20 protein-coding genes are annotated in these 25,075 nt (G+C 62.1%); 11 read left to right on the top strand and 9 right to left on the bottom strand.

What is annotated here, in order from left to right; translation table 11 throughout:
* Positions 1 to 7: 7 nt before the first annotated feature.
* Both CR919_RS01260 and CR919_RS01255 read left to right on the top strand, forming a co-directional pair.
* A complete protein-coding gene (locus CR919_RS01260) occupies positions 8 to 1,060 on the top strand; it encodes a sensor domain-containing diguanylate cyclase (protein WP_099818460.1) in 1,053 nt (350 codons plus the stop codon).
* 117 nt (positions 1,061 to 1,177) lie between these two features.
* Positions 1,178 to 2,527 carry a chloride channel protein gene (locus CR919_RS01255; protein ID WP_099818459.1) on the top strand — a complete coding sequence of 450 codons (1,350 nt, stop codon included), beginning with the start codon at positions 1,178 to 1,180 and terminating at the stop codon, positions 2,525 to 2,527.
* A gap of 7 nt (positions 2,528 to 2,534) precedes the next feature.
* Here CR919_RS01255 and CR919_RS01250 read toward each other — a convergent pair whose 3' ends face one another.
* Positions 2,535 to 3,437, bottom strand: coding sequence for a LysR family transcriptional regulator (locus CR919_RS01250; RefSeq protein WP_099818458.1), 903 nt, complete (start codon positions 3,435 to 3,437; stop codon positions 2,535 to 2,537).
* A gap of 109 nt (positions 3,438 to 3,546) precedes the next feature.
* Here CR919_RS01250 and CR919_RS01245 point away from each other — a divergent pair, with 109 nt between their 5' ends.
* The 5 genes from CR919_RS01245 (at position 3,547) to CR919_RS01225 (ending at position 9,015) form a co-directional block, all read left to right on the top strand.
* Positions 3,547 to 4,668, top strand: coding sequence for a 4-oxalomesaconate tautomerase (locus CR919_RS01245; protein ID WP_099818457.1), 1,122 nt, complete (start codon positions 3,547 to 3,549; stop codon positions 4,666 to 4,668).
* Between the two features lie 75 nt (positions 4,669 to 4,743).
* Positions 4,744 to 5,805 carry an ABC transporter substrate-binding protein gene (locus CR919_RS01240; protein ID WP_099818773.1) on the top strand — a complete coding sequence of 354 codons (1,062 nt, stop codon included), beginning with the start codon at positions 4,744 to 4,746 and terminating at the stop codon, positions 5,803 to 5,805.
* Between the two features lie 14 nt (positions 5,806 to 5,819).
* On the top strand, positions 5,820 to 6,653 hold the full coding sequence (locus CR919_RS01235; RefSeq protein WP_099818456.1) for an ABC transporter ATP-binding protein: 834 nt from the start codon (positions 5,820 to 5,822) through the stop codon (positions 6,651 to 6,653).
* The gene (locus CR919_RS01230) at positions 6,637 to 7,413 is read left to right on the top strand and encodes an ABC transporter permease (protein WP_006367989.1); all 777 of its coding nucleotides are present in this window, start codon (positions 6,637 to 6,639) and stop codon (positions 7,411 to 7,413) included. The genes CR919_RS01235 and CR919_RS01230 overlap by 17 nt, the downstream gene beginning before the upstream one ends.
* 132 nt (positions 7,414 to 7,545) lie before the next feature.
* The gene (locus CR919_RS01225; protein WP_099818455.1) at positions 7,546 to 9,015 is read left to right on the top strand and encodes a porin; all 1,470 of its coding nucleotides are present in this window, start codon (positions 7,546 to 7,548) and stop codon (positions 9,013 to 9,015) included.
* Positions 9,016 to 9,039: 24 nt separating this feature from the next.
* Here CR919_RS01225 and CR919_RS01220 read toward each other — a convergent pair whose 3' ends face one another.
* A complete protein-coding gene (locus tag CR919_RS01220; RefSeq protein ID WP_099818454.1) occupies positions 9,040 to 10,287 on the bottom strand; it encodes an arsenic transporter in 1,248 nt (415 codons plus the stop codon).
* Between the two features lie 350 nt (positions 10,288 to 10,637).
* On the opposite strand from CR919_RS01220, the gene CR919_RS01215 reads away from it, so the two are divergent.
* Positions 10,638 to 11,372, top strand: coding sequence for a BPL-N domain-containing protein (locus tag CR919_RS01215; protein WP_165787222.1), 735 nt, complete (start codon positions 10,638 to 10,640; stop codon positions 11,370 to 11,372).
* 6 nt (positions 11,373 to 11,378) lie between these two features.
* On the opposite strand, the gene CR919_RS21300 is transcribed toward CR919_RS01215, so the two are convergent.
* Positions 11,379 to 11,879, bottom strand: a complete 501-nt coding sequence (locus tag CR919_RS21300; protein ID WP_243379787.1) for a hypothetical protein — start codon at positions 11,877 to 11,879, stop codon at positions 11,379 to 11,381.
* A gap of 12 nt (positions 11,880 to 11,891) precedes the next feature.
* Positions 11,892 to 12,248: a hypothetical protein gene (locus CR919_RS01205; protein ID WP_099818453.1), complete on the bottom strand. Its 357-nt coding sequence runs from the start codon at positions 12,246 to 12,248 to the stop codon at positions 11,892 to 11,894.
* A gap of 576 nt (positions 12,249 to 12,824) precedes the next feature.
* Here CR919_RS01205 and CR919_RS01200 point away from each other — a divergent pair.
* The 3 genes from CR919_RS01200 to CR919_RS01190 all read left to right on the top strand — a co-directional run bounded on the left by CR919_RS01200 (position 12,825) and on the right by CR919_RS01190 (position 14,971).
* The gene (locus CR919_RS01200; protein ID WP_099818452.1) at positions 12,825 to 13,535 is read left to right on the top strand and encodes a hypothetical protein; all 711 of its coding nucleotides are present in this window, start codon (positions 12,825 to 12,827) and stop codon (positions 13,533 to 13,535) included.
* Between the two features lie 412 nt (positions 13,536 to 13,947).
* Positions 13,948 to 14,544, top strand: a complete 597-nt coding sequence (locus CR919_RS01195) for a hypothetical protein (protein ID WP_099818451.1) — start codon at positions 13,948 to 13,950, stop codon at positions 14,542 to 14,544.
* A 115-nt stretch (positions 14,545 to 14,659) separates the two neighbouring features.
* The gene (locus CR919_RS01190) at positions 14,660 to 14,971 is read left to right on the top strand and encodes a hypothetical protein (RefSeq protein WP_099818450.1); all 312 of its coding nucleotides are present in this window, start codon (positions 14,660 to 14,662) and stop codon (positions 14,969 to 14,971) included.
* 423 nt (positions 14,972 to 15,394) lie between these two features.
* Here CR919_RS01190 and CR919_RS01185 read toward each other — a convergent pair whose 3' ends face one another.
* The 5 genes from CR919_RS01185 to CR919_RS01160 all read right to left on the bottom strand — a co-directional run bounded on the left by CR919_RS01185 (position 15,395) and on the right by CR919_RS01160 (position 25,051).
* Positions 15,395 to 19,228 (bottom strand): GNAT family N-acetyltransferase, encoded by a 3,834-nt coding sequence (locus CR919_RS01185; RefSeq protein ID WP_133119577.1) that lies wholly within the window; start codon positions 19,226 to 19,228, stop codon positions 15,395 to 15,397.
* Positions 19,229 to 19,841: 613 nt separating this feature from the next.
* Positions 19,842 to 20,969 carry a hypothetical protein gene (locus tag CR919_RS01175; protein WP_133119576.1) on the bottom strand — a complete coding sequence of 376 codons (1,128 nt, stop codon included), beginning with the start codon at positions 20,967 to 20,969 and terminating at the stop codon, positions 19,842 to 19,844.
* 713 nt (positions 20,970 to 21,682) lie between these two features.
* Positions 21,683 to 23,560 carry a hypothetical protein gene (locus CR919_RS01170; protein WP_133119575.1) on the bottom strand — a complete coding sequence of 626 codons (1,878 nt, stop codon included), beginning with the start codon at positions 23,558 to 23,560 and terminating at the stop codon, positions 21,683 to 21,685.
* Entirely contained in the window at positions 23,523 to 24,035 is a 513-nt protein-coding gene (locus CR919_RS01165) for an ABC-three component system middle component 2 (protein ID WP_099818445.1), read from the bottom strand. The genes CR919_RS01170 and CR919_RS01165 overlap by 38 nt, the downstream gene beginning before the upstream one ends.
* A complete protein-coding gene (locus CR919_RS01160) occupies positions 24,032 to 25,051 on the bottom strand; it encodes an ABC-three component system protein (protein WP_207761001.1) in 1,020 nt (339 codons plus the stop codon). Before CR919_RS01160 ends, CR919_RS01165 begins: the two co-directional genes overlap by 4 nt.
* Positions 25,052 to 25,075 lie beyond the last annotated feature (24 nt).

Below are 25,075 nucleotides of genomic sequence, written 5' to 3'. Positions count from 1 at the left end.
GCCGGCAATGCCGTTCTTCACTGATTCAACGGAAGTCGCGGTCGAGGGCGTCGGCGCTGCACGGCGCATCGGCTGGATGCGGTTCGTGGGAAATGGGTTGGGGGCGCTTCCGATTGCCTCGATCATCCTGGAGCGTCAGGCGGATGCGTCGGCGTGGGTACTGCTGCTGCTCAATGCCGTCGCATGGCCTGCAGTGGCGCTGGTGCTGACACGCCGCGCGCGCGCGCCGGCCGCGGTGCAGTTCCGCTGCATGATCGTCGACTCCCTGCTCGGAGGCGCGTGGATCGCCTTCATGGCCCTCAGTACCGTGCCCAGCGCGTTGTTTGCCGCGCTGCTGGTGGCCGACAAGATCGCCGCCGGGGGTATCCGCCTGGCAACGCGGGCGACCCTGGCATTGGTGGCCGGATTCGTGATCGCCTGGCTCGCCCTGGGCTTGCCGTTTCAGCCGGTCACCTCGCAGCGCACGATCGTCCTCAGCCTGCCTTTCCTGTTCGTCTATGGCATCGGTCTGAGCGTGCTGAGCTGGCGACTGGCGCGGCGGGTGAAATCACAGAATCGCCAGCTGCAGCGGCTGAGCCGGATGGATCCATTGGTCGAACTGGCCAACCGCGGCTTCCTGATCCAGCGCGCCCAGCAGGTGCTGGAGAAGGGGCCGCACCAGGGCGCGGGCGCGTGCCTGCTGATGCTCGATGTAGATGATTTCAAGCAGATCAATGATTCGCACGGCCATCGCGCCGGCGACGAGGTGCTTCGCCGCATCGCGGAAGTGCTGCGCCAGCTGGCCCAGCCGGGCGACATGCCGGCGCGTTTGGGCGGCGATGAGTTCGCCGTCCTGCTGGGTCAGCGCACAGCAGCGGAGGCCATGAATGTGGCCGAGCAGATCAGGCAGCATCTGCAGGAACCGGGCACGGTCGAGGCCGCCGACATCGACTTCAGCGTCAGCATCGGGATCGCCGCCGCCGCTGGCACAGGCACCGCAGAGGACTGGCTGGCGAAGGCGGACAAGGCGCTCTATCACGCAAAACGGCACGGCAAGAACACCGCAAGCTGCGCCGAGTGATGTGCACCCGGCGGGGGCGCTGCCAGGACAGGTGGACGCCCATTTCACCGGATACCGCAGCGCCAACCGCCACACTCGCCACTTCCCTGGGCCCATCGGCGCTCACAGAATCAACCGATGTTCGATCTTCAACCTCTCCGCGCACGCCTGTCAGCGATGGTGCTGACCGAAGGATGGCGCCGGCGCGCGGCCTTGTGGAGCGGCGCGGTGGCCGTGGCACTGGTTGCCATCGTGTTCGCCAAGGCCAGCGATGCCGCCTTCCATGTCTTCCAGCGTGTCATTGCCCATTCCCCGTGGTGGGCGTTGCTGTTCACGCCGGGCATCTTCGCGCTGCTGGCCTGGCTGACCGCCGGTGCGCTCAGGCCCACCCGGGGAAGCGGCATTCCGCAGGTCATCGCAGCTCTGGATCAGCCGGACCCGCAGTTCAGGCAGGTCAACCTCTCGCCTGCGGTTTCGGCGGGCAAACTGCTGCTGACCTCGCTGTCGCTGCTGGGCGGCGCGTCGGTTGGCCGCGAAGGGCCCACCGTGCACGTGGGCGCCAGCCTGATGTGCCTGTTTGGGCGCTGGTTCGGGTTCAAGGATCCCCGCGAGCTGTCGCATTTCCTGCTGGCAGGGGGCGCGGCCGGCATCGCCGCGGCCTTCAATACGCCGTTGGCGGGCATTGTGTTCGCCATCGAAGAGTTGAGCGGGCGGTTCGAGCACCGCTTCTCGGGCACCCTGCTCACGGCGGTCATCGTGGGCGGCGTGGTGTCCCTCGGCCTGCTGGGCAACTACACCTACTTCGGCCACGTCTCGGCGCTGCTGCCGCTGGGCCAGGCGTGGGGCGCCATTGTGCTGTGCGGCGTGGTCGCCGGCCTGCTGGGCGGACTGTTCGCGCGGATCGTACTGCTGACCATGTCCGGTCATCCGCGCTGGCTGGGCCGGCTCAAGCGGGACCATCCGGTGGCACTGGCCGCGGCCTGCGGCTTGGTCGTGGTGGTGCTGGCGCTGATCTTCGGCGACGGCGCGTTCGGTACCGGCTACGAGCAGGCGCGCAGTCTGGTGCAGGGCCAGGCAATCGTCGGTCACGAGTTCGGCCTGATGAAGCTGCTCGCCAACCTGGCGTCCTATGTGGCGGGCATTCCCGGCGGTCTGTTCTCACCCGCCTTGGCGGTGGGGGCAGGGCTGGGGCACAACCTGGCGGTGCTGATGCCGGCGGTGGACCCGAAAGCGTTCGTGCTGCTGGGCATGTGCGCCTACCTGACCGGCGTGACCCAGGCGCCGCTGACCTCGGCAGTGATCTCGCTGGAGCTGACCGACAGCGGCGATCTGCTGCTGCCGATCCTGGCCACCGTGCTGATTGCCCGAGGCGTGTCCGGAATGGTCTGCCGTGTGCCGATCTACCGCGGCCTGGCCGAACAGCTGCTGGCCAGCAGCGCACTTGATGGCGGCCAGAAAGTCACAGCTGCAACACGCCCTGCGGACTAAGCCGCACTCAGGTCTGCGCGCGCCACTGGCTCATCAGCATCTGCAGGAACCGCTCTGCGGTGGGCGAGAGCAGGGCACCGCGACGGCGGACGATACCGATGGTGCGCGACACCACCGGGTTGCCGATTGAACGCGTCACCAGCGTCGGGTGATCGCCGTCCGGAGTCGCCATTTTCGGCAGCACCGATACCCCGATGCCGGCCTCGACCATGCCCAGCGACGTGGACAGGTGGGTCACTTCGTAATGCCAGCTCAGCTTGAGGTTCTCGCGCGCCAATGCGCCGTCCAGCAGCGTGCGATTGCCACTGGTGCGATGCACGGTGATCAGCTGGTGCTCGGCCAGATCGGCCCATTCCACCGTGCGCTTGCGGGCCAGCGGATGATCGCGCCGGCACGCCAGCACGAACGGATCCTCGGCCAGCACGTCGAAATCGAGGTTGGGGTCGTTGGCGCCCATGAAGTTGATGCCGAATTCGACTTCGCCGCGCTCCACCGCCTGCAGGCCTTCAGTGGCCGGGATATCCAGGATGCGGAAGCGCACGTTCGGATGCGCCTCGTGGAAACGCGCCATCACGCTGGGCAGGAAGTAGAACGCCGCCGTAGGCAGGCAGGCGATGGTCACGGTAGCGCCGCGGGTGTCTTCGCGGCCGCGCAGTGAGAACAGCGATCCATCGAATTCTTCCAGCATGCGCCGCACCAGCGGCAGCAGGTTCTCGCCCACGGCCGTGGTGCTGACGCTGCGCGTGGTGCGCTCCAGCAACGGCGAGCCCACCGCCTGCTCAAGCTTCTGGATGCGTCGGCTCAACGCCGGCTGGGAGACATGCAGGATCTCGGCAGCGCGATGGAAGCTGCGGGTTTCCGACACCAGCAGGAACGCGCGCAGATCCAGAATTTCGCAATTGATGCTCATCAGGTATCAATCATCCAAAAATCAGCAATTCACAGATCAATTGGGGTCATGCCAGTATCGAATCACAGAGGGGTCATTCATCCCCTATACGCATCAATCTATCACACGTATGTCCAACGATCTGCTCAGCATTCCCTGCGTACTCATGCGCGGCGGTACCTCCAAGGGCCCGTTCTTCCTGGCCAGCGATCTGCCGGCTGATATCGCCGAGCGTGACCGACTGCTGCTGGAGGTGATGGGTTCGGGCCACCCGCTGCAGATCGACGGCATCGGCGGCGGCAACGCACTGACCAGCAAAGTGGCCATCATCGACCGCTCCAGCCGCCCCGATGCTGACGTGGACTATCTGTTCGCCCAGGTGCGGGTGGAGCAGCAGGTGGTCGATACCTCGCCCAACTGCGGCAACATGCTGGCGGCCGTGGGCCCGTATGCGATCGAGCGCGGGCTGGTACAGGCACAGGACCCGCAGACCGAAGTGCGCGTGCACAACGTCAACACCGGCAAGCTGATCATCGCCACGGTGGAAACCCCGGGCGGCAACGTGGTCTACCGGGGTGATACGCGCATTGCCGGCGCACCGGGCTCGGCCTCGCCGGTGCGGCTGTCCTTCCTGGACGCGGCCGGCGCACGCACCGGCAAGCTGCTGCCCAGCGGCCATGCCCGGGAAACCATCGACGGCGTGCCGGTCAGCCTGGTCGACTGCGCGATGCCGCTGATGCTGGTGCAGGCTGAAGACCTGGGCGTACGCGGCGATGCCTCACCTGCCGAACTGAATGCGGATGCTGCGTTCATGGCGCGGCTGGAGGCGTTGCGCATCGAGGCCGGCGCCCGCATGGGCATCGCCGACGCCGGCAACAAGGTCATTCCCAAGCCGGTGCTGCTGTCCGCACCGCAACACGGCGGGCAGCTGCAGGTGCGTTATTTCATGCCGCACCAGTGCCACACCGCGCTGGCCATCACCGGTGCGGTGGGCATCGCGACCGCCGCCGTCACCCCGGGTACGCTGGCCCACACTTTGGTCGGGTGCCTGCCGATGCCCGGCAGCATTACCCTCGAACATCCGAGTGGGGCCCTGGAGGTGGGCCTCAGTCGCAGCTCGGACGACGCGCCGGTGGTCGCCAGCGTGGTGCGCACCGCACGTCGTCTGTTTGAAGGTCGCGTGTTCGCCACGTCGCCCGCGCCCGCCAGGGCCAGTGCCAATCAAGCCCGCCAATGGACGTCAGCGGCATGATCTGAAACCGGTCGGGCCAGCACAGCCGTGCTTGCCCGCCACCACAACGTAGATGCTTCACTCCTGGGAGGGATGATGTACAAGCAGTTCTTCATGGCCGCGCTGTGCGCGGTCGGCCTGGCCGCGGCTGGATGCAGCAAGCCGGACGCCACTGCCGCCGGTGGCGGCGCACGCGGTGGCGACAATGCCCCGGTGCGCATCAGCGTCGGTTCCTACAACCTCAACAACCTGCCGTTCTTCATCGCCGACGCCAAGGGCTACTTCAAGGACGTCGGCCTGGACGTGAAGACCGAGAACTTCGCCCAGGGTGGCTCCAAGGTGCTGCAGGCGCTGGTTGCCAACTCCACCGACGTGGCCGTCGGCTTCTACGACCACACCATCCAGATGCAGGCCAAGGGCAAGGACGTGGTCGCCTTCGTGCTGCTCTCGCGCAATTCCGGCCTGGTGATGGCCGGCCGCGAAGACGCCACGTTCGATCCGGCGCGCCCACAGACCATCAAGGGCCAGAAGGTCGGCATCACCGCACCAGGCTCCTCGTCGGACTTCTTCGTGCGGCATTTCCTGGCCCAGCATGACATCCCGGTCGACAGCATCTCGCTGATCGGCGTGGGTTCCGGTGCCGCAGCAGTCGCCGCGCTGGAGCAGGGCAAGATCGACCTGCTGGTGAACTACGACCCCGCCGCCACCCTGATCACCGAACGCAAGGTCGGCAAGATCATCCTCGACGCACGCAGTGATGACGGCGCACGCCTGGTCTATGGCGGCCTGTACCCGACCTCGGTGATGTACGCCAACCAGAGCTTCCTGGACAAGCGCCCGGAAGCGGCCGAAAAGATCGCCCGTGCCGAGCAGATGGCGTTGAAGTTCATCGCCGACAACAGCGCCGAGGACATCGTCGCGGCCCTGCCTGACAGCTATGTCTCCGGCGACCGCGCCACCTATGCACGCGCCGTGGAGAACGCCCGCGCGATCTTCACCACCGATGGCCACTTCACCGCGGCCGATCTGGAAACACCGCTGAAGGTGCTGCGCGAATTCAACACGGACGTGGCCAAGGCCAACATCGATCTGTCCAGGACCTACACCAATGCCTTCGTCGAGCGTGCACACGCTGCGGCGCCGGCTGCCCAACGTTAAGCGGAGGTAACCCCATGGCCCTCAATGCCACCGTGCGCCAGCTCAACGGCGCGCCGCAGCTGGAGCCTGCACAGACCATGGTCGCCATCAACAAGGTGACCATGTCCTTCGGCGAATTCACCGCCGTGCGCGATGTCGACATCCAGGTAGGCGACGGCGAGTTCCTCGCCATCGTCGGCCCCACCGGCTGCGGCAAGAGCACCATCCTCAATTCCGTGGCAGGCCTGCTGACCCCGTCGTCCGGCGACGTCGCCATCGATGGCCGCAAGGTCAGCGGCGTGCAGGAATCGGTCGGCTATCTGTTCCAGCAGGATGCACTGCTGCCGTGGAAGACCGCCTACCAGAACGTCGAACTCGGCCTGCGCTTCCGAGGCGTGCCTGAAGCCGAGCGCAAGGCCAAGGCCAATGCCTGGCTGGCCAAGGTCGGCCTGAGTGGCTTCGAGCACCGCTACCCGCACCAACTGTCCGGCGGCCAGCGCAAGCGCGTGCAGATGGCGCAGGCGTTGATCGTCGAGCCGAAGGTGATCCTGATGGACGAGCCGTTCTCGGCGCTGGACATCCACACCCGCCACCTGATGCAGAACGAACTGCTGCGGCTGTGGCAGGAGGATCGCCGCTCGGTGATCCTCATCACGCATGACCTGGAAGAGGCGATCGCACTGGGTGACCGCGTGGTGGTGCTGTCCTCCGGCCCGGCCAGCCGCGTCGTGCGCAGCTTCGACGTGAACCTGGAGCGGCCGCGCAACGTGGCCGAAATCAAGCTGGACGAACGATTCACCGACCTGTACCGCGACATCTGGGCCTGCCTGCGCGGCGAAGTGGAGAAGAGCTATGCACGCCAAGACTGACAAATTCATCCAGCTGGCCCTGGTGGTCGCCGTGTTCGGCGGCTGGGAGGGCGGCATCGCGCTGGGCGTGATCGATCCGTTCTTCTTCCCCTCGCCAACGGCGATCGTGCAGCAGGCCTGGACCTGGCTGTCGGATACCTCGTTCTACCAGCACGTCTACATCACCCTGACCGAAACCGCGCTGGGCTACATCATCGGCACCGGGCTGGGCGTGGCAGGCGGCGTTTGGCTCGGCCTGAGCCGCCGTTCGGCACGCATCCTGGACCCCTTCATCAAGGGCTTCAATGCGATTCCGCGCGTGGTGCTGGCGCCGATCTTCGTGTTGTGGCTGGGCCTGGGGCTGTGGTCGAAGGTGGCGCTGGCGGTCACGCTGGTGTTCTTCACCACCTTCTTCAACGCCATGCAGGGCGTGCGCGAAGTGAACCCGGTGGTGCTGGCCAACGCCCGCATCCTCGGCGCAGGCCGCAGCGACCTGCTGCGCCACGTGTATTTCCCGGCGGCGGCCAGCTGGATCCTGTCCTCGCTGCGCACCTCGGTCGGTTTCGCCGTGGTCGGCGCGATCATCGGCGAGTACCTCGGTGCCTCGGCAGGGCTGGGCTACCTGATCGCCCAGGCCGAGGGCAACTTCAATGCCGTGGGCGTGTTCGCCGGCATCATCATCCTGGCCGCTTTCGTGCTGGTCATCGACGCATTGCTGGATGTGGTCGAGAACAAGCTGATCACCTGGCGCCCGAACGCGCAGGCGCAGGCCACCAGCTGAGCGCGGCCGCCTGAGCCCGCTTGCCGCGCCGCCGGGCTGATCCGGCGGCGCGCGCCTCCTTCCCCGATCTTCCCCCGCACCACCGCAACAGGCCAGCGCCAGGCCAGGGGGCCGGCTGGCCGGAGAGAGACCATGAACCATTCCACCGTGCTGCCGCCGGCAGCGCTGTCGGTCGCGCTTGGCCTGCTGTTGGCCAGTGGCCATGCCGGCGCCCAGTCCACGTCGTCACCGCCTGCGCCACTGAGCCATGCCCAGCTCTCGCAACTGGTGCAGCAGCAGGCCGTGCAGATCCAGCAGCTGGAGGCGCGCCTGCGCGCTGTCGAGGGCGGGCAGGGCACTGCAGTCCCATCACCATCACCATCACCGGCAACGGCAACGGCAACGGCAACGGCAACGCCCGCGGCTGCGCTGGAAACCCGGTTGGCCGCGCTGGAATCGAGCCAGTCGAAACAGCCCAAGGTGTCCTGGTCGAAGGGGGCGCCGGAGTTCAGCAGCGTCGACGGCAACGTCACCTTCCGGCCGCGCGGGCGCCTGTTTGTTGATGCCTCCAGTACTGACGGCTCCGCGGTGAACGACCGCAACCTGTCCGGCACCGAAATCCGTTCGGTGCGCCTGGGCGCCGAAGGCCGTTACGGCATCCTCGGCTGGGCCGTGGAGGGCGATTTCGCCGACAACGACGTGGCCTGGAAATCGGTCTATGCCACCGTCGATCACCGCCTGTTCGGCCTGCCTGCCGACCTCACCGTCGGCAACCGCCTGAACGATCGCGGCATCGACGGCTCCAGCAGCACCTCCAACACACCCTTCCAGGACCGCAACGTGGTGGGCACCTTGATGCTGCCGCAACGCGGGTTGTTCGGTGTCGGCCTTACCGAGCGCGTGTACGGCAAGGGCTGGCACGCCAGCCTCTCGGTTGCGGGCAATGACCTCAACAACGCCGGCACCGACAACGACAGCCAGACCTGGGCCACGCGCGTGCACTGGAACCCCATCGAGAGCTCCACCACGACGGTGCATCTGGGCGCATGGGCCTTCCACGAGGAAATCGCTGCCGGCGCCAGCAGCGTGGTGCGCAGCTCGGCCATCGCCGGGCACTTCAACGATCTGGTCAAGATCACCCCGGGCACGCTGCTGGGCGCCGAGCGCAGCACCGGCTATGGCGCAGAGCTGGCGGGCTTCTTCGGCCCGGCCTGGGCGACCGGCGAATGGGGCACCCGCAACCTGCGTGGCGCCGATGCCAGCGGTCGCTACGACCTCGACCACCAGGCCTGGGCCGTCTCGGCTGGCTGGTTCCTGGTCGGCGCCACGCCGGCCTATTCGGGCAAGGCCGGCACCTGGGGCCGGGTGAAGGTGGCCGACCCGGTCACGCGCGGCGGCAGGGGCGCGTGGGAGCTGAAGGCACGCTATGAAGACGTGGATTACGCCGAACTGCCCAGCGGCGGTACCGGCCACGCGTGGACGCTGGGCACGAACTGCTACCTCAACGATTTCAGCCGCGTGATGTTCGAGGCCATCCGCTGGCAGACAAACAACCGCAGCGGCACCGGGCCAGGTAAGGACGAAGGCACCACCTTCAACACCCGCCTGCAGGTGGCGTTCTAGGCCAGCACTGCGCCTGCGCCCTGATCAGAGCAGCAGCAACGCCCCGATCAGCGCGGGCGGCATCACCAGCGCGCCGACCCGCAGGAAGTCGAGCGCGCTGACATGCTCGCCTTCGCGGCGCAGCGCCACCAGCCACAGCATGGTGGCCAGCGAGCCGGTCACCGACAGGTTCGGGCCCAGGTCCACGCCGATCAGCAATGCCGCGCGCGTCTGCGCCGGCAGCTCGGCCATCTGCCCCAGCGAGCCCGCCGCCAGACCCACCGGCAGATTGTTGGCCACGTTGCTGAGCAGTGCGGCCGAGGCGCCAGCCAGCCAGCCCGCCTGGTGCGGCGAGGTCTGCGCCAGCGCCTGCAGGTTGCTGGCCGCCGTCTGGATGACACCGGTCTGCGACACCGCTTCAACCAGCACGAACAGGCCGGCCACCAGCGGCAGCACGCCCCACGACACGTGGCGCAACAGCGGCAGCGGGCTGTGGCGCTGGCGGATCGCCACCACCGCGACGCTCAGCGCGCCTGCACAGAAGGTGGCCAGGCCCAGCGGGCCGTTCATTGCCGAGGTCACCAGCAGCACGGTGCCGGTGAACAGCACGCCCAGCGCACTCAGCCGGCCACCCTCGGTAAGCGGGCGATGCTCGGGCGCGGCGGCCAGCGGCTGTGCGATCTCACGCCGATGCACCCAGCGCAGCACCAGATACGTGGCGCCGATCGCAGCCAATGAAGGCAGCGCGAACTGCGCCAGCCACTGCAGCAGCGAGGGCATGTGGTTGCCGTACACCACCAGGTTGGCCGGGTTGGAAATGGGCAGCACGAAGCTGGCCGCGTTGGCGATGAACGCGCAGACGAACAGATAGGGCAGGGGATTGGCGCGGGCCGCCTTGCATGCCGCATAGACGGCGGGGGTGAGCACCACGGCGGTGGCATCGTTGGACAGGAACACTGTTACTACCGTGCCCACCAGAAACACCAGATCGAACAGGCGCCGCCCCGAACCGCCGGCATGCCGCACCGCATACAGCGCCAGCCAGTCGAACAGGCCCTCCCGCCGTGCCAGCTCGGCCAGCACCATCATGCCGATCAGGAACAGATAGACGTCGCGCCCTTCGGCTACCGCATGCCAGGTGGTGCCGAGCGACACCGCGCCGAGCAGTGGAAGCAGTGCGGCCGCGCCCAGCGCCCACACGTATTCCGGAATGCGGAAGGGGCGGAACAGCAGGCCGACGGTGGCAACGGCCACGGCCGCCCAGATGATGAGGGGGGAATGGGAAGCGAGCATGGAGTCCGTGGGGTCTCAGCGGCACCGGCGCGTAGCCAACAGCAACGCGCGCGCTGCATCGCGGCAAGTGCAAGAAAGCCGGCATCATACCCGGTCGATGGTTTACGCCATTCACGCGTGACGCGTCACGGTAATTCCGATCCCGGACGCCCACAACGCAAGAGGTAGTGCCGGCCGCTGGCCGGCAAGACGCCATGCGATGCCGGCCGCGAGTCGAATTTCCCCGCATCCTTTCTACCCATTGGATTCAGAGCAAATTCACCCGCAGTCCAGCGTAATCCGGCCACCCGCCACCGCTCTCAACCACCATCCTATGCAGACGTTCTCAGTGAACCAGCGGAGATCTTTCGGTGGCTAAACTCCTGCGGACAGGCACCCTCCTGGCAGCGCTGCTACTGATCTCGGGCGCGGCCTTTTCCTCGACGCCTCCTCGTATCGCAATCTATCGCGGCGACGCGGGATGCGATGACTGCTCAGAGACCGTTCGACGTTCGATCGAAGCATCGGGGAAGTACCAGGTGGAGTACGTCGGGCCGGATGAGCCGCTGGACGTCACCCCTGAAACCCTGAAGCGCTTCGACCTCTACATCCAGCCTGGTGGAGGCCAGAACATCCCAGCGGCGCTTCGAGCCTTAGGTGGGCAGCGTTCCAACGCCATCAGGGAGTACGTAGATCAAGGCGGTCACTACCTTGGCTTATGTATGGGCGCGTACTTGGCGGACGCGAACAATCTCGGCTTGATTGACGAGGAACTGGACAGTGCCGTCGGCCGTCCCGGCTTCCCGGTGCATTCGATTGACGACGCTGCCGTTGCCGTGGAGTGGCTTGGGCATCAGGATCAGATGTTCTTCCAGGACGGGCCCTATTTCCCTGCATCCCCCTCAGCTGGGTTCAAGGCGCTTGGGCACTATGAAAATGGCGACATAAGCGCCGCCTCGTATCGCTACGGTTCGGGAAAAGTTGTTCTGACTGGCCCGCACCCGGAGGCAGACCGGGCGTGGTTTGAGCAAGCCGAAATCCCAGTGAGCCGGATGCCAACATCTGACGTGATGGGCGATGTTCTAGCCGAGGCCCTGGCGAGATAGCTCTCGTCACTTACAACGCTCATCCTCAGGCACGCCGCCAGTGACCAACAGCAGCAATCGATCCTGCACGGTTGGCTCCTGCACGCCCGCCAGGAATTGCTCCAGATAGCTCAATGGCTGCAGTGGCCACTCCATCGTGGCCTGCAGGTGGAAGATCGCAGGCGCCCGTCGCCCCGCGCCAAGTGGCAGCCTGATCAACAGAAGGAACTGCTGCCTCTCCACGTAGAGGACGGGCACACCCCTGCACTGGACCTGGAAAGAAGACGCTGCGTTCGGCACATCTGTGAACTCGAAAACGTCCCGTGCCCGCGCCTCTGCGAAACGGAGCGCGTGACGGCGCAGCGTCCAGAACGCCTCATCGGATACGCCCCGGTACGCGAGGATCTCTGGTTCTTCAGGCTCTGGCCAATGAATCCGTGCTGCAACGACCAGTGCCAGAAAAAGCACCCACATCATCCCCTGGTGCACCTTCACCAGCGGAGTGCGCACAACCAGCGTGCACTTCACCAGAGCAATCCTTCAGCCTTCAGGCTGCAGCCGTTCGCTTGCGTGGGCTGCGAGCCCCATACCGGCCATGATCAGCCCTTCCATCACCCGGTCGCCGACGTACTGGTCCGGCTCGCCGTTCTGGCGCGTGCGTTCGGCGGCGAGCAGCACCTCCAGTACCACGCGCAGGCCTGTCAGTGAGCAATCGGTATCAGCCAGTGCCATCTGCCGGCCACGCAGCTGATGGCGCTCTGGCCAGGGCTGGCCGTTAGCCGCAACACCCGAGCCGATGCTGTGCAGCAGAGCGATGAGGGTGTTGGGGTCCACGGCGGGCGCGGCCGAGCGTTCCTCATGGATGGGCTGTGGGGCAGGGGAGTAGGGAGTGGTCATGGCAGGGCTCCTTGCGTGCAGGCAGAAGCCGCCACCGATAAAGGTGGCGAACGGTGCATGGTTCGAAACCCCGTGTGTGGATGACCGGGCAGGCGCAAGGCCTCCACGCACCGCCCGCCATAGCCGGCAGACGGATTGCCAGCCGACACCGCGCGGGGCGGTGCCGGCTGGCAAGCGCAAACTACATCCACACAATCGGGGTTTCGAATCCCGGCCGCCGATGCTCGGCGGCATGGAAAGGAATACGCCCGGTTGTGTGCGATGCCAATACAGTAAGGGCAATGCCGTCACTGCTTTCGACGTTTTCAGAATTGTTGCATGGCAGGGAAGGGCACTAGAGGCTTGACCTGCAAGGTCTGTCGGCGATCCCGATTCGCGCGCACATTTCGCGGCGGTACCGACATGCTCTGGCCGGGAGTAGGGCAGACGCGACAAATGGATGGACGGAGCGATCACTCGATGCCCATTCAGGCCTGCCATGGTCCGCTGCAATCCGATTGCACCGCGTGGCTGACGCCGCGCTCCACGCCATGGCACTATCCGGGATGCGTCAGGGGCGCTTGAAAGGGGGAGTACATGGAAAGTACGCAAAAAAGACTATCGATGGCCGATGTGGCTGGCTGGGGTTCGGCTGTCGTCACGTTTGGCTTGATTCAAGGCGCGCTCTATCTGAAGGCGTACTGGGGCCACTTTGGCCTTGATCCCTTTCAGTTTGTCGCCGTGAGCGAGCTGGCACTGGCTGGCCTGGCAGGCATCGGCATGGTGCTGTTTCTCATGCTGCTGGCCTCGCTGTTTGGCGGCTGGGTGGAGACAAAGGTGACGAGCGGCAGCTCCAAAAGCAAGCTGTTCGCATGGCTGTTTCCAGTGCTTTTCTTCACTGCCATAGGGCTGCTGCTTTGGTGGTCGAACACGTGGCCTCTTCTGATAGGGGTTCTTCTGACGGTCATCTGTGCGCTGATCGTGCATCTTTCGCCGGTGGTGCCCACCGCGGTGAAAGATTCCCCTTGGCTGATCTACGCCTTGGTGATGCTGGTCTACGTCTCGATAGCGTCAAGCATGCTTGGTTCCCAGCGTGCCGAGAAGATCTCCTCCGGCGGCGGCAAGCACGTGACGGCTGTGACAGTCGATGGAAAGGTGCAGGGTGGCCTGATCCTGATTGGCCGTCTCGGTGATAGCTATGCGCTGTGGGACCCGACGCGGAAGGCTGCAGTGCTAGTTCCGGTTGGCGATGTTGGGAGGTTGGAGATTGTGCGAAAGGGCGTGATCACTGTCCCAGCAACCCAATAGGGCTGGATTTCGGTAAGGGTTAAGCTCGGAGTTGCAGTGCGCTTCCGCTCAGGAAGAAGCGATAAGGGATGTTTATCGGGGGTAGGGAAGTGCGGCTTCCGCTCCGAAGCAGACTCTGCGGAGGCACCCACAGCCCCTATAGTTGAAATCGGAGCAACCATGATTTTCGCTTCGGCAGTCGTGGGGCAGTGATCCGAATCTGGCGCTCTAGCCTGCGTCTACTTCGAGCCATCGCTCATTTAGATTGGGTGCGTCGCGCCGATATAAACGCGATACTGAATTCTTTATAGGTCGGTAAGAGCGTAGTGCTCGACGGTATCGCGATAGCCCTGTCGGCTACAAGGCGTGGTTTTTTCTACGAAATCGATTCTCATATTCACCAAACCTAGGCGCAGCCGCAGGATAACGCTCAATGTCACGTGCAGATTTGTCCGATCAGCTCATTCACTTCACGCAGGGCCCTTCCCCGGAAGCCGCCTACGAACGGCTCTGCACAATCCTGGCCGACGGCCGCCTACGAGGCAGCGATCGGTTGATCCTCAATCGCTACCGTTGCGTCTGCTTCACCGAGGCGCCACTCGCCGCGCTCACCGAAGGCCTCGTCAACCGATGGGATTACGGACGCTACGCGCCGTTCGGACTGATCTTCGACAAGCGCTGGCTCTACGCACAATGTGCGCGTCCGGTAATCTACCAGCCGCTGGCTGAGGCCCACTACTTGCCCCCGAGCCATCAGTGGCGACACATGACCTACGAGCCCACTGCCAACGAGCCGGTCGACTTCACGTGGGAGCGGGAATGGCGCCTGCACGCCGATGCGCTGGCCTTTGACTCCTCGTGTGCCGGTGTCGTCGTGCCCGACACGGACTGGGCGACGCGGATGCTTGCCGAACACGAACTCACGCAAGATTGGAACGTGGTGGCTTACAGCCAGATTATGGAGTCGTCGCTAGCCGAGCAGTACCGCGAGCCGTTTCGCTGGACCATCACTGCACTGCGCGAGACGTGATGTTGCGTCTGCCAACCAGTCACAAGACTCATTCAACCATCCAGACCGCGATGAGGAGACAGCCCCTTGCCCTCACTCGACCGCCACATCGCCGGCTGCTTGTACTGCGGGCGTCTTGATCATCGCGAAATTTGCAGGGCGTGACCAGCAGATCTGTGCATCGCTGTTCTCATGGATCAACGATGGATCGCACAATTTCAACGATGACCTGCACGTTGTGGCGGACGAAGCAACGGTCGGTCCGTACCTGTCGATCTTCAAGCAAGCTTTCGAAGAGACTCAGCACGGCGCGCACTACCAGATGATGATGGGTCCAGAGGACTCCGCAGCGGCACTCGATGAGGGTGCCACCGTTGCAGGCGCCGGCGCTGGTGAGGCTGGCCGCGGTGCGCCCACTGATGAAGCGGAAGGCCGCTGTGGCCACTGATCGAGTAGGCGGTGTCGAAGGACCATCTCGGTTCGGTGGGCGTGGCTGGATGCAGTCGGGACCGGCAGCCCTGAGTGGGTTCTGCTGGGCTGAGCAAAATAAGGGGGCGGGGCGGCTGCCAATGCCGGAGGGTAGGACCGTCCCCGACAAGGCGAACGTGGATAACGACGATCCGTGCGACGCCCCGGATAGAGGGGGGGGCAAGTCGCCCCCCCTTCACTTTTGGGGTTCCCGCTCCCGGCTCCCGGGATCTTCCACTAGGCGCGGGCGGCAGGGGGAAGGACCCATCCGGCCCCGCGTGGAACGTCTGGAAGAGGGGGACGTCGGCTGATCTGCCCCGGCAATGGGGGCAAAGGTTGCGGCTGGCCTCGCGTCGCCTCGCCCGTCGTGCGGGCGAGGGAAGGTTACGTGGCAGGGAATCAGTTAAGCTGAGGTGTTTGGGGAATCAATCTCACCCTGGGGAAGCAGGTGGTACCGCTCAAGGTCGCTAATTCGCCCGACGTGCGTCCCTAAAAGTGCGGGGATCTTGGCGAAGTGAAGTGGCGAAACACCGCTAAAGACCATCCATGAAACAATTGCCGGACTGGCTATAGAGGTGAACGCTGCAATGCTGGCAGCATTGCTTCGGGCCAAGGTCACGCGGTTCAGATGCTTCTTCAACTTGTCTGCTTGGCCGTCAACAACCTCGCCTTGATACTCAGAGAGCTGCGAGGCCACCTCAGAATAGTTCCGTGTCAGCGAGAGATCCTTGCACTCAATGAACAGTACAGCATTGCTGTCGGTCCGCCAGGCGAGGACGTCGACGTCGCCGGGGTCATAGCTCAGTCCATGGCCGAGGATCTCGGGGAACCCAATGCCCACGCGCACATTCCATCCTGCGGCCATCAGGGCCTGCCCCACTGCTTCCTCAAATCCACGACCATCCCGCGCCTCCCCAAGCCAACGGTCACGCATTGACTTGGTTTTGAAGAAGTCGCGGCTTAGTCGCCCGGTAAAGGCCCCATCCACGACGTACTCGGCCGATCTGCGCAGAAGACCAGGCGCGATCAGCACTGTGGGATCGGGCGAGTCGTCGATCTGAAGAATTGGGCGTGCTGCAATGGAAAGGCGCCGCCCCAGTCGCCATGGGTAGATGTCGGCAAGCTTAAAGCCGCCTGGCACTTTGCTCCAGTTCGATCGCGTGGCGAGAGTGAATTGCTGGAAGACAGCTTCAGCCGCTTGCCTTTCCATCCTTTCGTCCACCACGCGCTCAAGAAGCTCGCTCTTGCTGATCTCAAACACCGCGAGTCCGCGATCCATACCCAGCGCCTCGGCGGCCTGTGCAAAATGGAAGGCATCCACAGTCGTGAATCCCATCTCCTCCTTAAATATCTCCATGAATTCAAGAATCTTGGGGTCCACGACAGGCGCACTCCCGCCTGGCTTGGGTACAAGCTGCGAATAGTGTCGTTCGTGTCGATTGGCATGGGCTTCAAACTGCTCGTTCGTTGCCTTTGATAGCAGCGGCTCGACCACCATGTGGCCCAGATCGTCCCGGAACAGCAGGTCCCCAAGTGGCGCGATGTCAACCTCGGCAGGAAGAATGCCGAAGCGGATCGCATCAGAAAACCCGCCGATCCGGTAGAGCAAGGCCGCCCGCGCCATTAGGCGGGTAAGCGCCATGTCCGACGGATCAATTCCTCCGCTCAGAGGGCATGCGCAGATTGCCATCTCGGCGATCAGTCGGGAAAAAAGCGCGGCACCGGCAAAGCGGCCGAGTTGTTGCGCAATCACGGTGTCCTTGGCCGGATCGCTCTCATGCAGGCCCAAGATTGCCGCCGCCGTGCGATGCCACTGACGCTCTCCGGTGCGTGCGCGCTCAATGTTCTCCATCAACCTGTGGAGACATGACGTGCGATTGAACGTCGCGAGTTCATCGGCAATATCGGTGATAAGAAGATCTACCACCTTGGTGAGAAGGGCGCTGGTAGCCTCTTTGCCTCTGTAGCTGGCCGGAGCTTCACTCTCAACAGCTCGCCAACCCAAGCCAACCCGGCCCGCGCTGTACTCGACAGATTCAAGGGCTAGCATCGGGCGCGTTATTGGCTGAACCCGATCACTGAAGTTCTTTCCTTCAATAATGTGGAAGCTGCGCGCCGTGTCGTTAGGCACACAATAATATTCAACCTCTGTTCCGACATCCGATGTCTTATCCAAGCGTAGCAGTGACCCAAATGCGGTACCCAGCGCTCTGACGAGCGTGCGTTCGGCACGATTGTCAGCCGCGCGGAATCCCGCCAAGAAGCCATCTTCCACACATATGCGGATTGCCTGTTGCTCGCTGACTCGTTCCAGCCGCCAGAGCGACTCAAGCTCGCTTCGCTCGATGGCAGTCGTGAAGCGAGTGACATTATCGGAGCCTTCAAAACGCAGGTACACCTTGAAGGATCGATCGCTCGGAAGCTTTCCGTACAGCGCTTCAATGCCTGCGCCAACGCGGCTTAACCAGACCCGGGCCATGTTCCAAAGTTCATACTCCAGATTCCGGTCTTCGATGCTGGGGGCCTCCATCGTCATCCAGAAGTTGTTGTTACCCTCATAGACGGCCGACATCACTCCGCGACCAGCGTCATCCATGGATGCATAGCACCGGACCAGCCGGTCGGACGGGAAGAAGTCTTCGGCAGATGGCCGCAGCACACTATGCCAACGACCGCCATTGTCCTTGACACGATGGTGGTCGTAAGCGCTGTCTGCGGCGGAGCGTACCGCGCGGATCAAATCGGTGGGGACTTGGAGCATCAAGGGTGAATTCGGGCCAATCCGGTGGCCGGTCAACTGGTCTTGCGGCACAAGTTGACCATCATTTGACCGCACCCAGCCAATCAGATTGAGCGCGCCGTTGATATTGAGGATGGATACACCGGCCTTGTGCACAGCCTCGTTTGCGTCCAGGATGCGCCAAAAAGACAACGGCGTCATGTCCGGCAGGGAGCCAAGCCGTACGAAGTCTGCGGCAGATAGCCATTGCGACTGCCAGCGCTCGTCGTCAATACTTGCGATCTCGCCTGCAAAGCCAGCCCCCCATCCACATACAACCTGGATCAATAGGCCGCGCTGAAACCCCGGGGCCTTGGCAATACCTTCCGCAGCGTGCTTAGCGGCGCGATTGATAAATGCCAGCGTACCTTTGTCGATTGATAGAATGTCCGTGAACGCTGAATCTGTGTGTTGCGTCATGCTTGGCAGCATGAAGACGAATGCAACATGATGGCCAACATCAAGCTCAGAGGTCATCACCGAGAAGTGGGTAGTTCCATGCCGCTGCCATTCCACCCGCAGGTTTGCAGCGCCGCCCAGTACGCGAGTTCCGCCGATGTGCTTTGTGTAGACATTGGCCAATGCTCGATCCAATACTGGAAGCTCGCCGAGGCTCTTGACGTAACGAATCACCTCATGGCGGATGGCGACAGTAAGGGCCGTGGGCATCGCAGCCAGAAAGCCGTCCTTAGTCCGGAGCAGGGGGCGCTGTTCCAGGCTGCCGTCGCCAAGCGCGGCAACACCGAGAGTCCTGATCTGTTCCTCACCCAGTGCAAATTGCGCAAGATCGGCTATCGATATGTCGGCGGACTTCAGCTGTTTGGTGGTGAAGGCCACGCGCACCCTTAGGCTATCTGCGTCCAACCCGCCAGTATCCAGCGCTTCGTGGTTCGTGTCGCCGCCATCCTGAAGCCGGGCGAGCGAGGCGCTTTTGCAGACGAGATTGGATAGCCGAAGCAACGCCTGAACCCGGCGCTTGAGAGGCTCGTACTTTGCCGTCGCCGGCATCGCAAACACCACGTCTACAAGGTACTGCGTGTAGAAGCCGGCGCTTTCCCAGATGCCCTCCAGCACTAGGTGGTCGCCGCGATTGTTGCCGACGACGCTAACGAAGACGTCCTCTGCAGGGTCCTCGCCAAAAGCGCTTTCCGAGTTCCCAAGCGCTTCGTACCAGCGAGCGGCGTCAGCGACGGTTGCTACCTTAGTGCCCTTGCAATAAATTAGCGCAAGCGCGACAAGTTGCTCAAAGCGGCCGCACTGACGCTGATGCTCGGGGAGAGTCAGCAAACTGGCGGCCAGGGCCACTGTACCGTCCCGCTGATATTCGGCCAGCTGTGCAACCAACTCCGCATTCTCTTCAGCCACGGTCTCCAGGTCGTGCCCGAGAGTGGACTTAGCAGCTAGATGCCCCACAAGGCCAAGAAAATTATCCATTGAATCGGGCAGCGTATTATTCACAAGTTCGCTCCATGCGGTTTAGGTGTTCCGGCCGGAGTGCCGGCGTTTTGTTCCATGCCTCGCTCCCGACTGGTCGAGGCAACAGGCGAGGCTGCACATTCAGCCCAGTCTAGACTAGGCGTCGACTATGGCACCAAACTGCGCAGACCAGGTTCGCGTTGGACGATCGCGGAAGATGGCCCATATGCCGGTATCGGCTGTGCGTCGTAGGGGTGAGCCGCCGCGGGCAGCGTCGCCCCATCGACCAACGCCGATTCCCGTTGCTGTTGATGGAGAAAGTGGGCGAGACCGCAGTCCAAGCAGCTAACTTGAACCAGTGCCCCTGAGATCTGCTTACCCGACGCGAGGTGTTTGCCGCTGCAGATCAGGCCCTGGCACGAGGCGAGGGCCCCGCCGTAGGGCGCGTTCGGGTGGCCCTAGGGCGCGGTGGTCCGGCTGCTGTTGGACCGATGGTGGGACGCGCTGGCTGCCCCGGCTTGCCGGCAGAGGATTAGGAAGATTTATCGGGGGTAGGTAAGGGCAACTCCCGACCCGTTCAGCACTAGCCTGGGGTGGCGGGCGGCAACGTCAGCATCCATTGGAGTGCCAGTCTCGTTCTCGCGGATGCATCGAACTAGTACAGAATGTCGTCCGGTAGCGCCTGTGGACTTCCACTCCTCTCCTCAAGAAACTTTGCGCCGATGGCTTTGAAGCGCTGCTCGCATTCGTTCGGGAGCTCAATCAGTTCATTAGTTAGGTCCCTTTTAACGCTGTACTCCAGGCCGACTAGACTCATCCGTGTCGCATTTTCCTCCCATCCCTCCTGGAATACAGGTGCCTGACCTTTTGCGGCGTACTCGCGCCGAATTTTATCCATCTGTCGCTTTGCTTCTTCGCTTGCTTCTTTTCCAGCATTCGCCAGAGCGAGTAGGTATTTCTCTTTCATTTTTGCGAAATTGGGGCGTTCGCATTGAAATTTAGCACCCTCCTTTTCAAATTGATCTGCAAATTCGTTAGCCATCTCAACCGTGTAGTGCGGACTGCGCAACGCCCTGATGTGATCGCCCGTTAACTTCACGAGCGTCTTGTAGTCGGGCCAATTTTTCTCGTATAGCTCGATGTCTCGAACAATACTCTGAGCCGCTGTTTGCTTTTCCGCAGCTGAATTTGCGGAATCAGCAGCATTACTTATATGCTTGTAGATTAACGTTCTTCCAGTGTCCGCACGAAGAATTTGCCAGCTTGCTTCTTCTGAAAAGATTCTCCATCTTGCGTCTGTTAGGCCTTTCTGGGCGGACTTTGTCGAGAGCTGCGCGGCCTGCTCCTTGGCTTGTGCGGCTATTGCTTCAGCATGTGCTCGTCTTGACTCGATCTCGAGCGCGTTTCGCTCCTGCTGCAGCCTGCTTAGTTCTTGCCTCTGGCCGGACAGGGTGCTGTTCAACTTTTCCATTGTGCGTCTGCCGTGCTCAATGTCTGCCACTGTTTTCTTTCGATCTTGCTCAAGGCCTGCCACTTGCTCTGCAAGTAGCTCCTTCTGCTGGGTAGGGATTACTGTGTTTTTGAACGTTAGCCACAGAACAACCACAGTCACTAGTTGTATGAAAATAGACGCGAGGTTAAGCCAACGGTCGCTATGGCCGACAGTTGTTTTGGCCGAAGCGTCTAGGTCGGCATCAGGAAGCGCTGCTGGTTGTTTTGAGTCGACCGAACCGCGAGGTACCAGCAGACCCAGTTCTGTGCGTATGTACTGTTCGTCCCGCATGCGTCTTATGCCCCCCCCCCCAGGTCACTGGGCAAATTATGAACTAAGGACGCCTCTAAGGGGCGCCCGAGAACCCCTGATTGCCGGCATTCTAGTTCCACCATCATCAAAGGTATGAGCCAATGATTAGCGTGTCTGCCTGGGCCGGACACGAAGCCAAGCGCCAGCGATTGCGGTGGTAGCCTCCATAGGTCCTTAGCGGTACCGGCAACGAAGGGGCTATCGAGAGCGCCGCTAGGGGCCCCCTCCGCGTAAGCCCCAAGTCCCGCAGTTAGCTCCTCCGCGGCCAGCGGCGATAGGACTTTGGGCCAGAGCGAGCCACCAGCCCCCAACTGCCCGCTCTGTAGGTCGAAGGCTGCTGAAAGGTTGGCAATTTCCTCAGCACCACAGTAGTTCGCGGCAGCGGGGCGGAAGCCTCCGTAAGCCTGAGCCGTAGATAACAGTCCGGCGACAAGAATTTCTCCGGACGGCCTGTCGATTGACAGCGCCCAACTCAGCACCGGGCGAACCAGCTTTGACTGCCCAATAGGCTTTGATCGCCTACCGGGATCTACCGAAGCCAGCTTTGCCTTATCAATCTGAAACTCGATGTTCGAGTGGCTGGCTCGCACTCGTCGGTCTGTGAGCCATCTACCAAGCGCGCGATGGCCACTAGGATTGCGTCGGTTAGTGGCGGGCGGTTCGATATGGGACGGGTTTGCCAATCGAGGCTGTTACCGGGGAATCAGTCCGGCGCGTTCGCCCGGCTTTGCGGCGTCGCCTGCGAACCACTGATAGTGGACTTTTTCGGCTACGTCTTGGGGCGGCTCTTTGTTCTCGACGATGACAACCTGAATTCCATCATCGAGGCCCGCCATCGATTCCCAGAAGGAGGCCTCGATTCCGGGGTCAACTGGGCCATCACCAGTAGAACTGGACTTCCCTTTTTTGTAGCTCGTCAGCGGTGAGTCAATTATCACCATGCCGGGGTGGGGCGTGCCTTTACTCCTGCAGTACCGAAGAAGCCCTATCGCGAAAGCTGCATAGAGGACCGCGCGAACGCCCTTGCCGTGCGATTGGCGAGATTGACCATCCACAACAATGTCATACTCCTTCTGGTCGAAATCTACTCGTCCCGGACCCTTCCAGCTCCACTTGCCCAAGATGGTCTCAATCTCGGAGCAGAGTTCTCGCAGTGCCTTTGCGGGCAACTGTTGCCACGTTTCCTTCTCTTCCTTCGTGTCCAGCGCGGTCTCGATCTGTCGCTTGAGCTCGCTGAGGTTGCGAATCTGATCACGCTCGCTATTGGCGCGCTCAAGCTCAATTCTATGACTGACCAGGTCGTCGAGACGGGCGGCGACTTCGGTGAAGGACGGAATTATTACCTGAGTAAGCCTATCTTCAATTCGCGATAGGTTTGCTTTAGCCGCAGCGGCTTGCATGGCCTGCTCTTGCATGCGTGAAGTGACGGCCTCAATAGTCTCCGCCAAGTCCGCGCGATGCCCGAGAATCTTTCCTGCCTCCGCCCGCGCTGACTGGTGGACACTCTCCGCAGATGCTTCAGCGGAGTGTTCATGAGCGCCGTCCATGACCTGATCGCAAAGAGGGCAACGCGTCTCCTGCAACTCCTTGAAGTAGTGAGCGCCCTCGGCTACGAAGTCAAGGCGCTCCAAGTCCGAGGCATAGCGGCCATCAAGCAAGTGGTACCGCGACAGTAGTTCTTTCAAAGCAATGACTTGGTACTCAGCTCGGTTCAGCTCTGCGGTGGACGCCTCTCGCTCTAAATAGAGATTTGTCCGCTCGTCGGTGATCAACGTGAGGTGGTCACTAATGCTGTTAATCGCTTCGTGAATCTCTTCGGAGGCCAAGGGCGACGCGAACTGGCGTTTTGCCGCGCGCTCTTCAAGAGGCGCCAGAAGTTCCGTGATAACGCCAAGTTGCGCAGTAGAGCGCGCCTTTACAAGCACCTGTTCTTCGCTGGTTACAATTCCCTCGTCATCTTTGCCGGAAAGCATGAAAGAGAAAGTGCGCTTGTGTGCGGTCTCACTAAATCCACTCTTCCCAAGTACCGGCGAGCGGTCATCAATAACAGCGATCTCGTCAATTAAGAGCACCGGAAGAAACATCCGCATAGAGAGACGCTGAGTCGCCCCGCGGTTATTCTTGCGGAGCACCGCCTCAGGGATCCCCGCAAAAGCAAAGAGGACAGCCGAGATGTCTTTGATGCCTTTACCCGTCCCACGCTTGGAGGTCACGACCTCGGGCTGGGTTGCGCTCATGGATTCGAACCTTGATCGGTAGACGGCGATCTTTCCTCCAGCCAAGTGGCGCTTGAGCGTCAGGAATTCTCCGGCCGAGTTCTCTAGCTCGACGAAAATATCCGAATACACTTCGGCCTCGGGGATTCGCTTCCGTAGTTCATCTGCGCCGAAGACGTAGTCAATGCAGTGAAGCAGGTAGCTCTTTCCGGTGTCGGACTCGCCCGCAAGAATGTTCCCGCCCGGTTCGAAGGTTTCCATGGCATCCATAACACCGGCGCCGCGCAATACGAGCTTTCGTAATTGAAACATCGCTTTACAACTCCAGATCGCGTAGCGCAGTAAGCCGCTCAAACTCGGCTCCCCATTTGCCCACATTGGCCGACATAAAGGCGTTTAGCTCTTCGTCTGAATCGCTTCCGAAGTTCGATACGATCCATTCTGCTCTGTAGCGAAGTGCTGTGGCGTAGTCGGACTTGAGCAGGCCTACAAAAGCTGCCGTTAGCGCCGTTGCTCTATACATGATTCCCGTACGATCAAAGCTTTTCATGAGCAACTCACGGCTGAACATCTGATTCAATCCGGCGCGCACCAGGTCACGTTTAATCAGAAGCTCTGTTCCACGAAGAGGCACAGCTGGATGCAGGCTGGGCGGGCCATGAGGTATGTCGCCGGAGTGAACAAGGAGATAGTCATATGAAACGAGCCGCTGGAGATCTAACGTTGCTCCATTGGTGGCATTCAGAACAAATAGCGTTCGAAGGCCGCACTCCAAGGGCGTGTTGAAAGGGCGCGGAGGTCGTGGTGAGGTTGGGTCATTGTTCATCATGTGACGCACCACTTCAGAATGCCCTCGTTCGCCATCTGGTGACACATGCCCTCGCGGTCCTTTGCTTGCACATGAGGGGCCAACACGTGCCCACCAAGCTGTAGCGACTGGGCCGCCTTCACAGTGTCTTTGAGGCGATTCAATCCGGTTTGACCGGTTGTCGTGTATGTGTAGTACAGGCCCTCCCGGAACTCGCCGAGCAGAGTTTCAAAGAACGCTGGATCGGCCATCTGATCTCGGGCCAGCTCTTTAAGGCCCTCAGCGCAGTAAAAAGTAATACGAGAGCGCTCAAAAATGCCCTTGTAAGTGGATATATGTATGAAGTCACTGGGGGCGCTGATAGTTACTTCCATGGCCTCCCCAATAACTTCGAACAACTGGGTGATATAGCCGGACTCTGTTGGCGCAACCGACGAAGGGGGCTCCGGCGGAGGCGGCCTTTCTATCAGCGGCGCACCGAATACGGTCAGGTGGTACCTGGTCTGAGCATGTTCGGAGATGAGCTCAAGCGGCTGCTTCGCTTTGAAAATGCTGAAGTCAAACGAGGCAATGTGGCATTTCATCCCCTTAGTGAGAGCCACTATTGCCTTGGATGTAATCGCCCCCGCGCAGTGTTTGTCCCAGTTCTCAGTTACGAAATCGCGCAGCTTCTTTGGATCATCCAAGAGATCCTGAAGAGTAGAAGTCGTGCCCTTATGAGTGACAAACCAATACTCTTCAGGCGATGTGTAGTCGCCTTGGAGCGTGTAATAGAGAACCTTGGCGATCTCACCCGCCGCGACGCCGGGGCCCAGACGGTCGCCGTAGTGCTTGCACTGATATAGCTTCCAGCGGCGCGGCTCTGTCCCCGAGGGATCAAGCCACACGACTACGTCTCTCCCCTTGTCGCCGGCACCGCCGCGCTGCTGAGCTTCAGCGACCTCAACTTGCGTCGAGAGGTAGTCAGATGCCCACTCAAGCGTGAAGCGCTCGAAATCTGCCGCGCTGAACTGAGCCAGCCGATCCAGCGGCTGCACGGGTAGTCCCGCCCCCACGCCAAG

The sequence above is a fragment of the Stenotrophomonas sp. LMG 10879 genome (genome assembly GCF_002750935.1).
Lineage (GTDB): Bacteria > Pseudomonadota > Gammaproteobacteria > Xanthomonadales > Xanthomonadaceae > Stenotrophomonas > Stenotrophomonas lactitubi_B.
The sequence above is the reverse complement of the archived record's forward strand: the minus strand, read 5'-3'. Positions and strand labels throughout refer to the sequence as shown.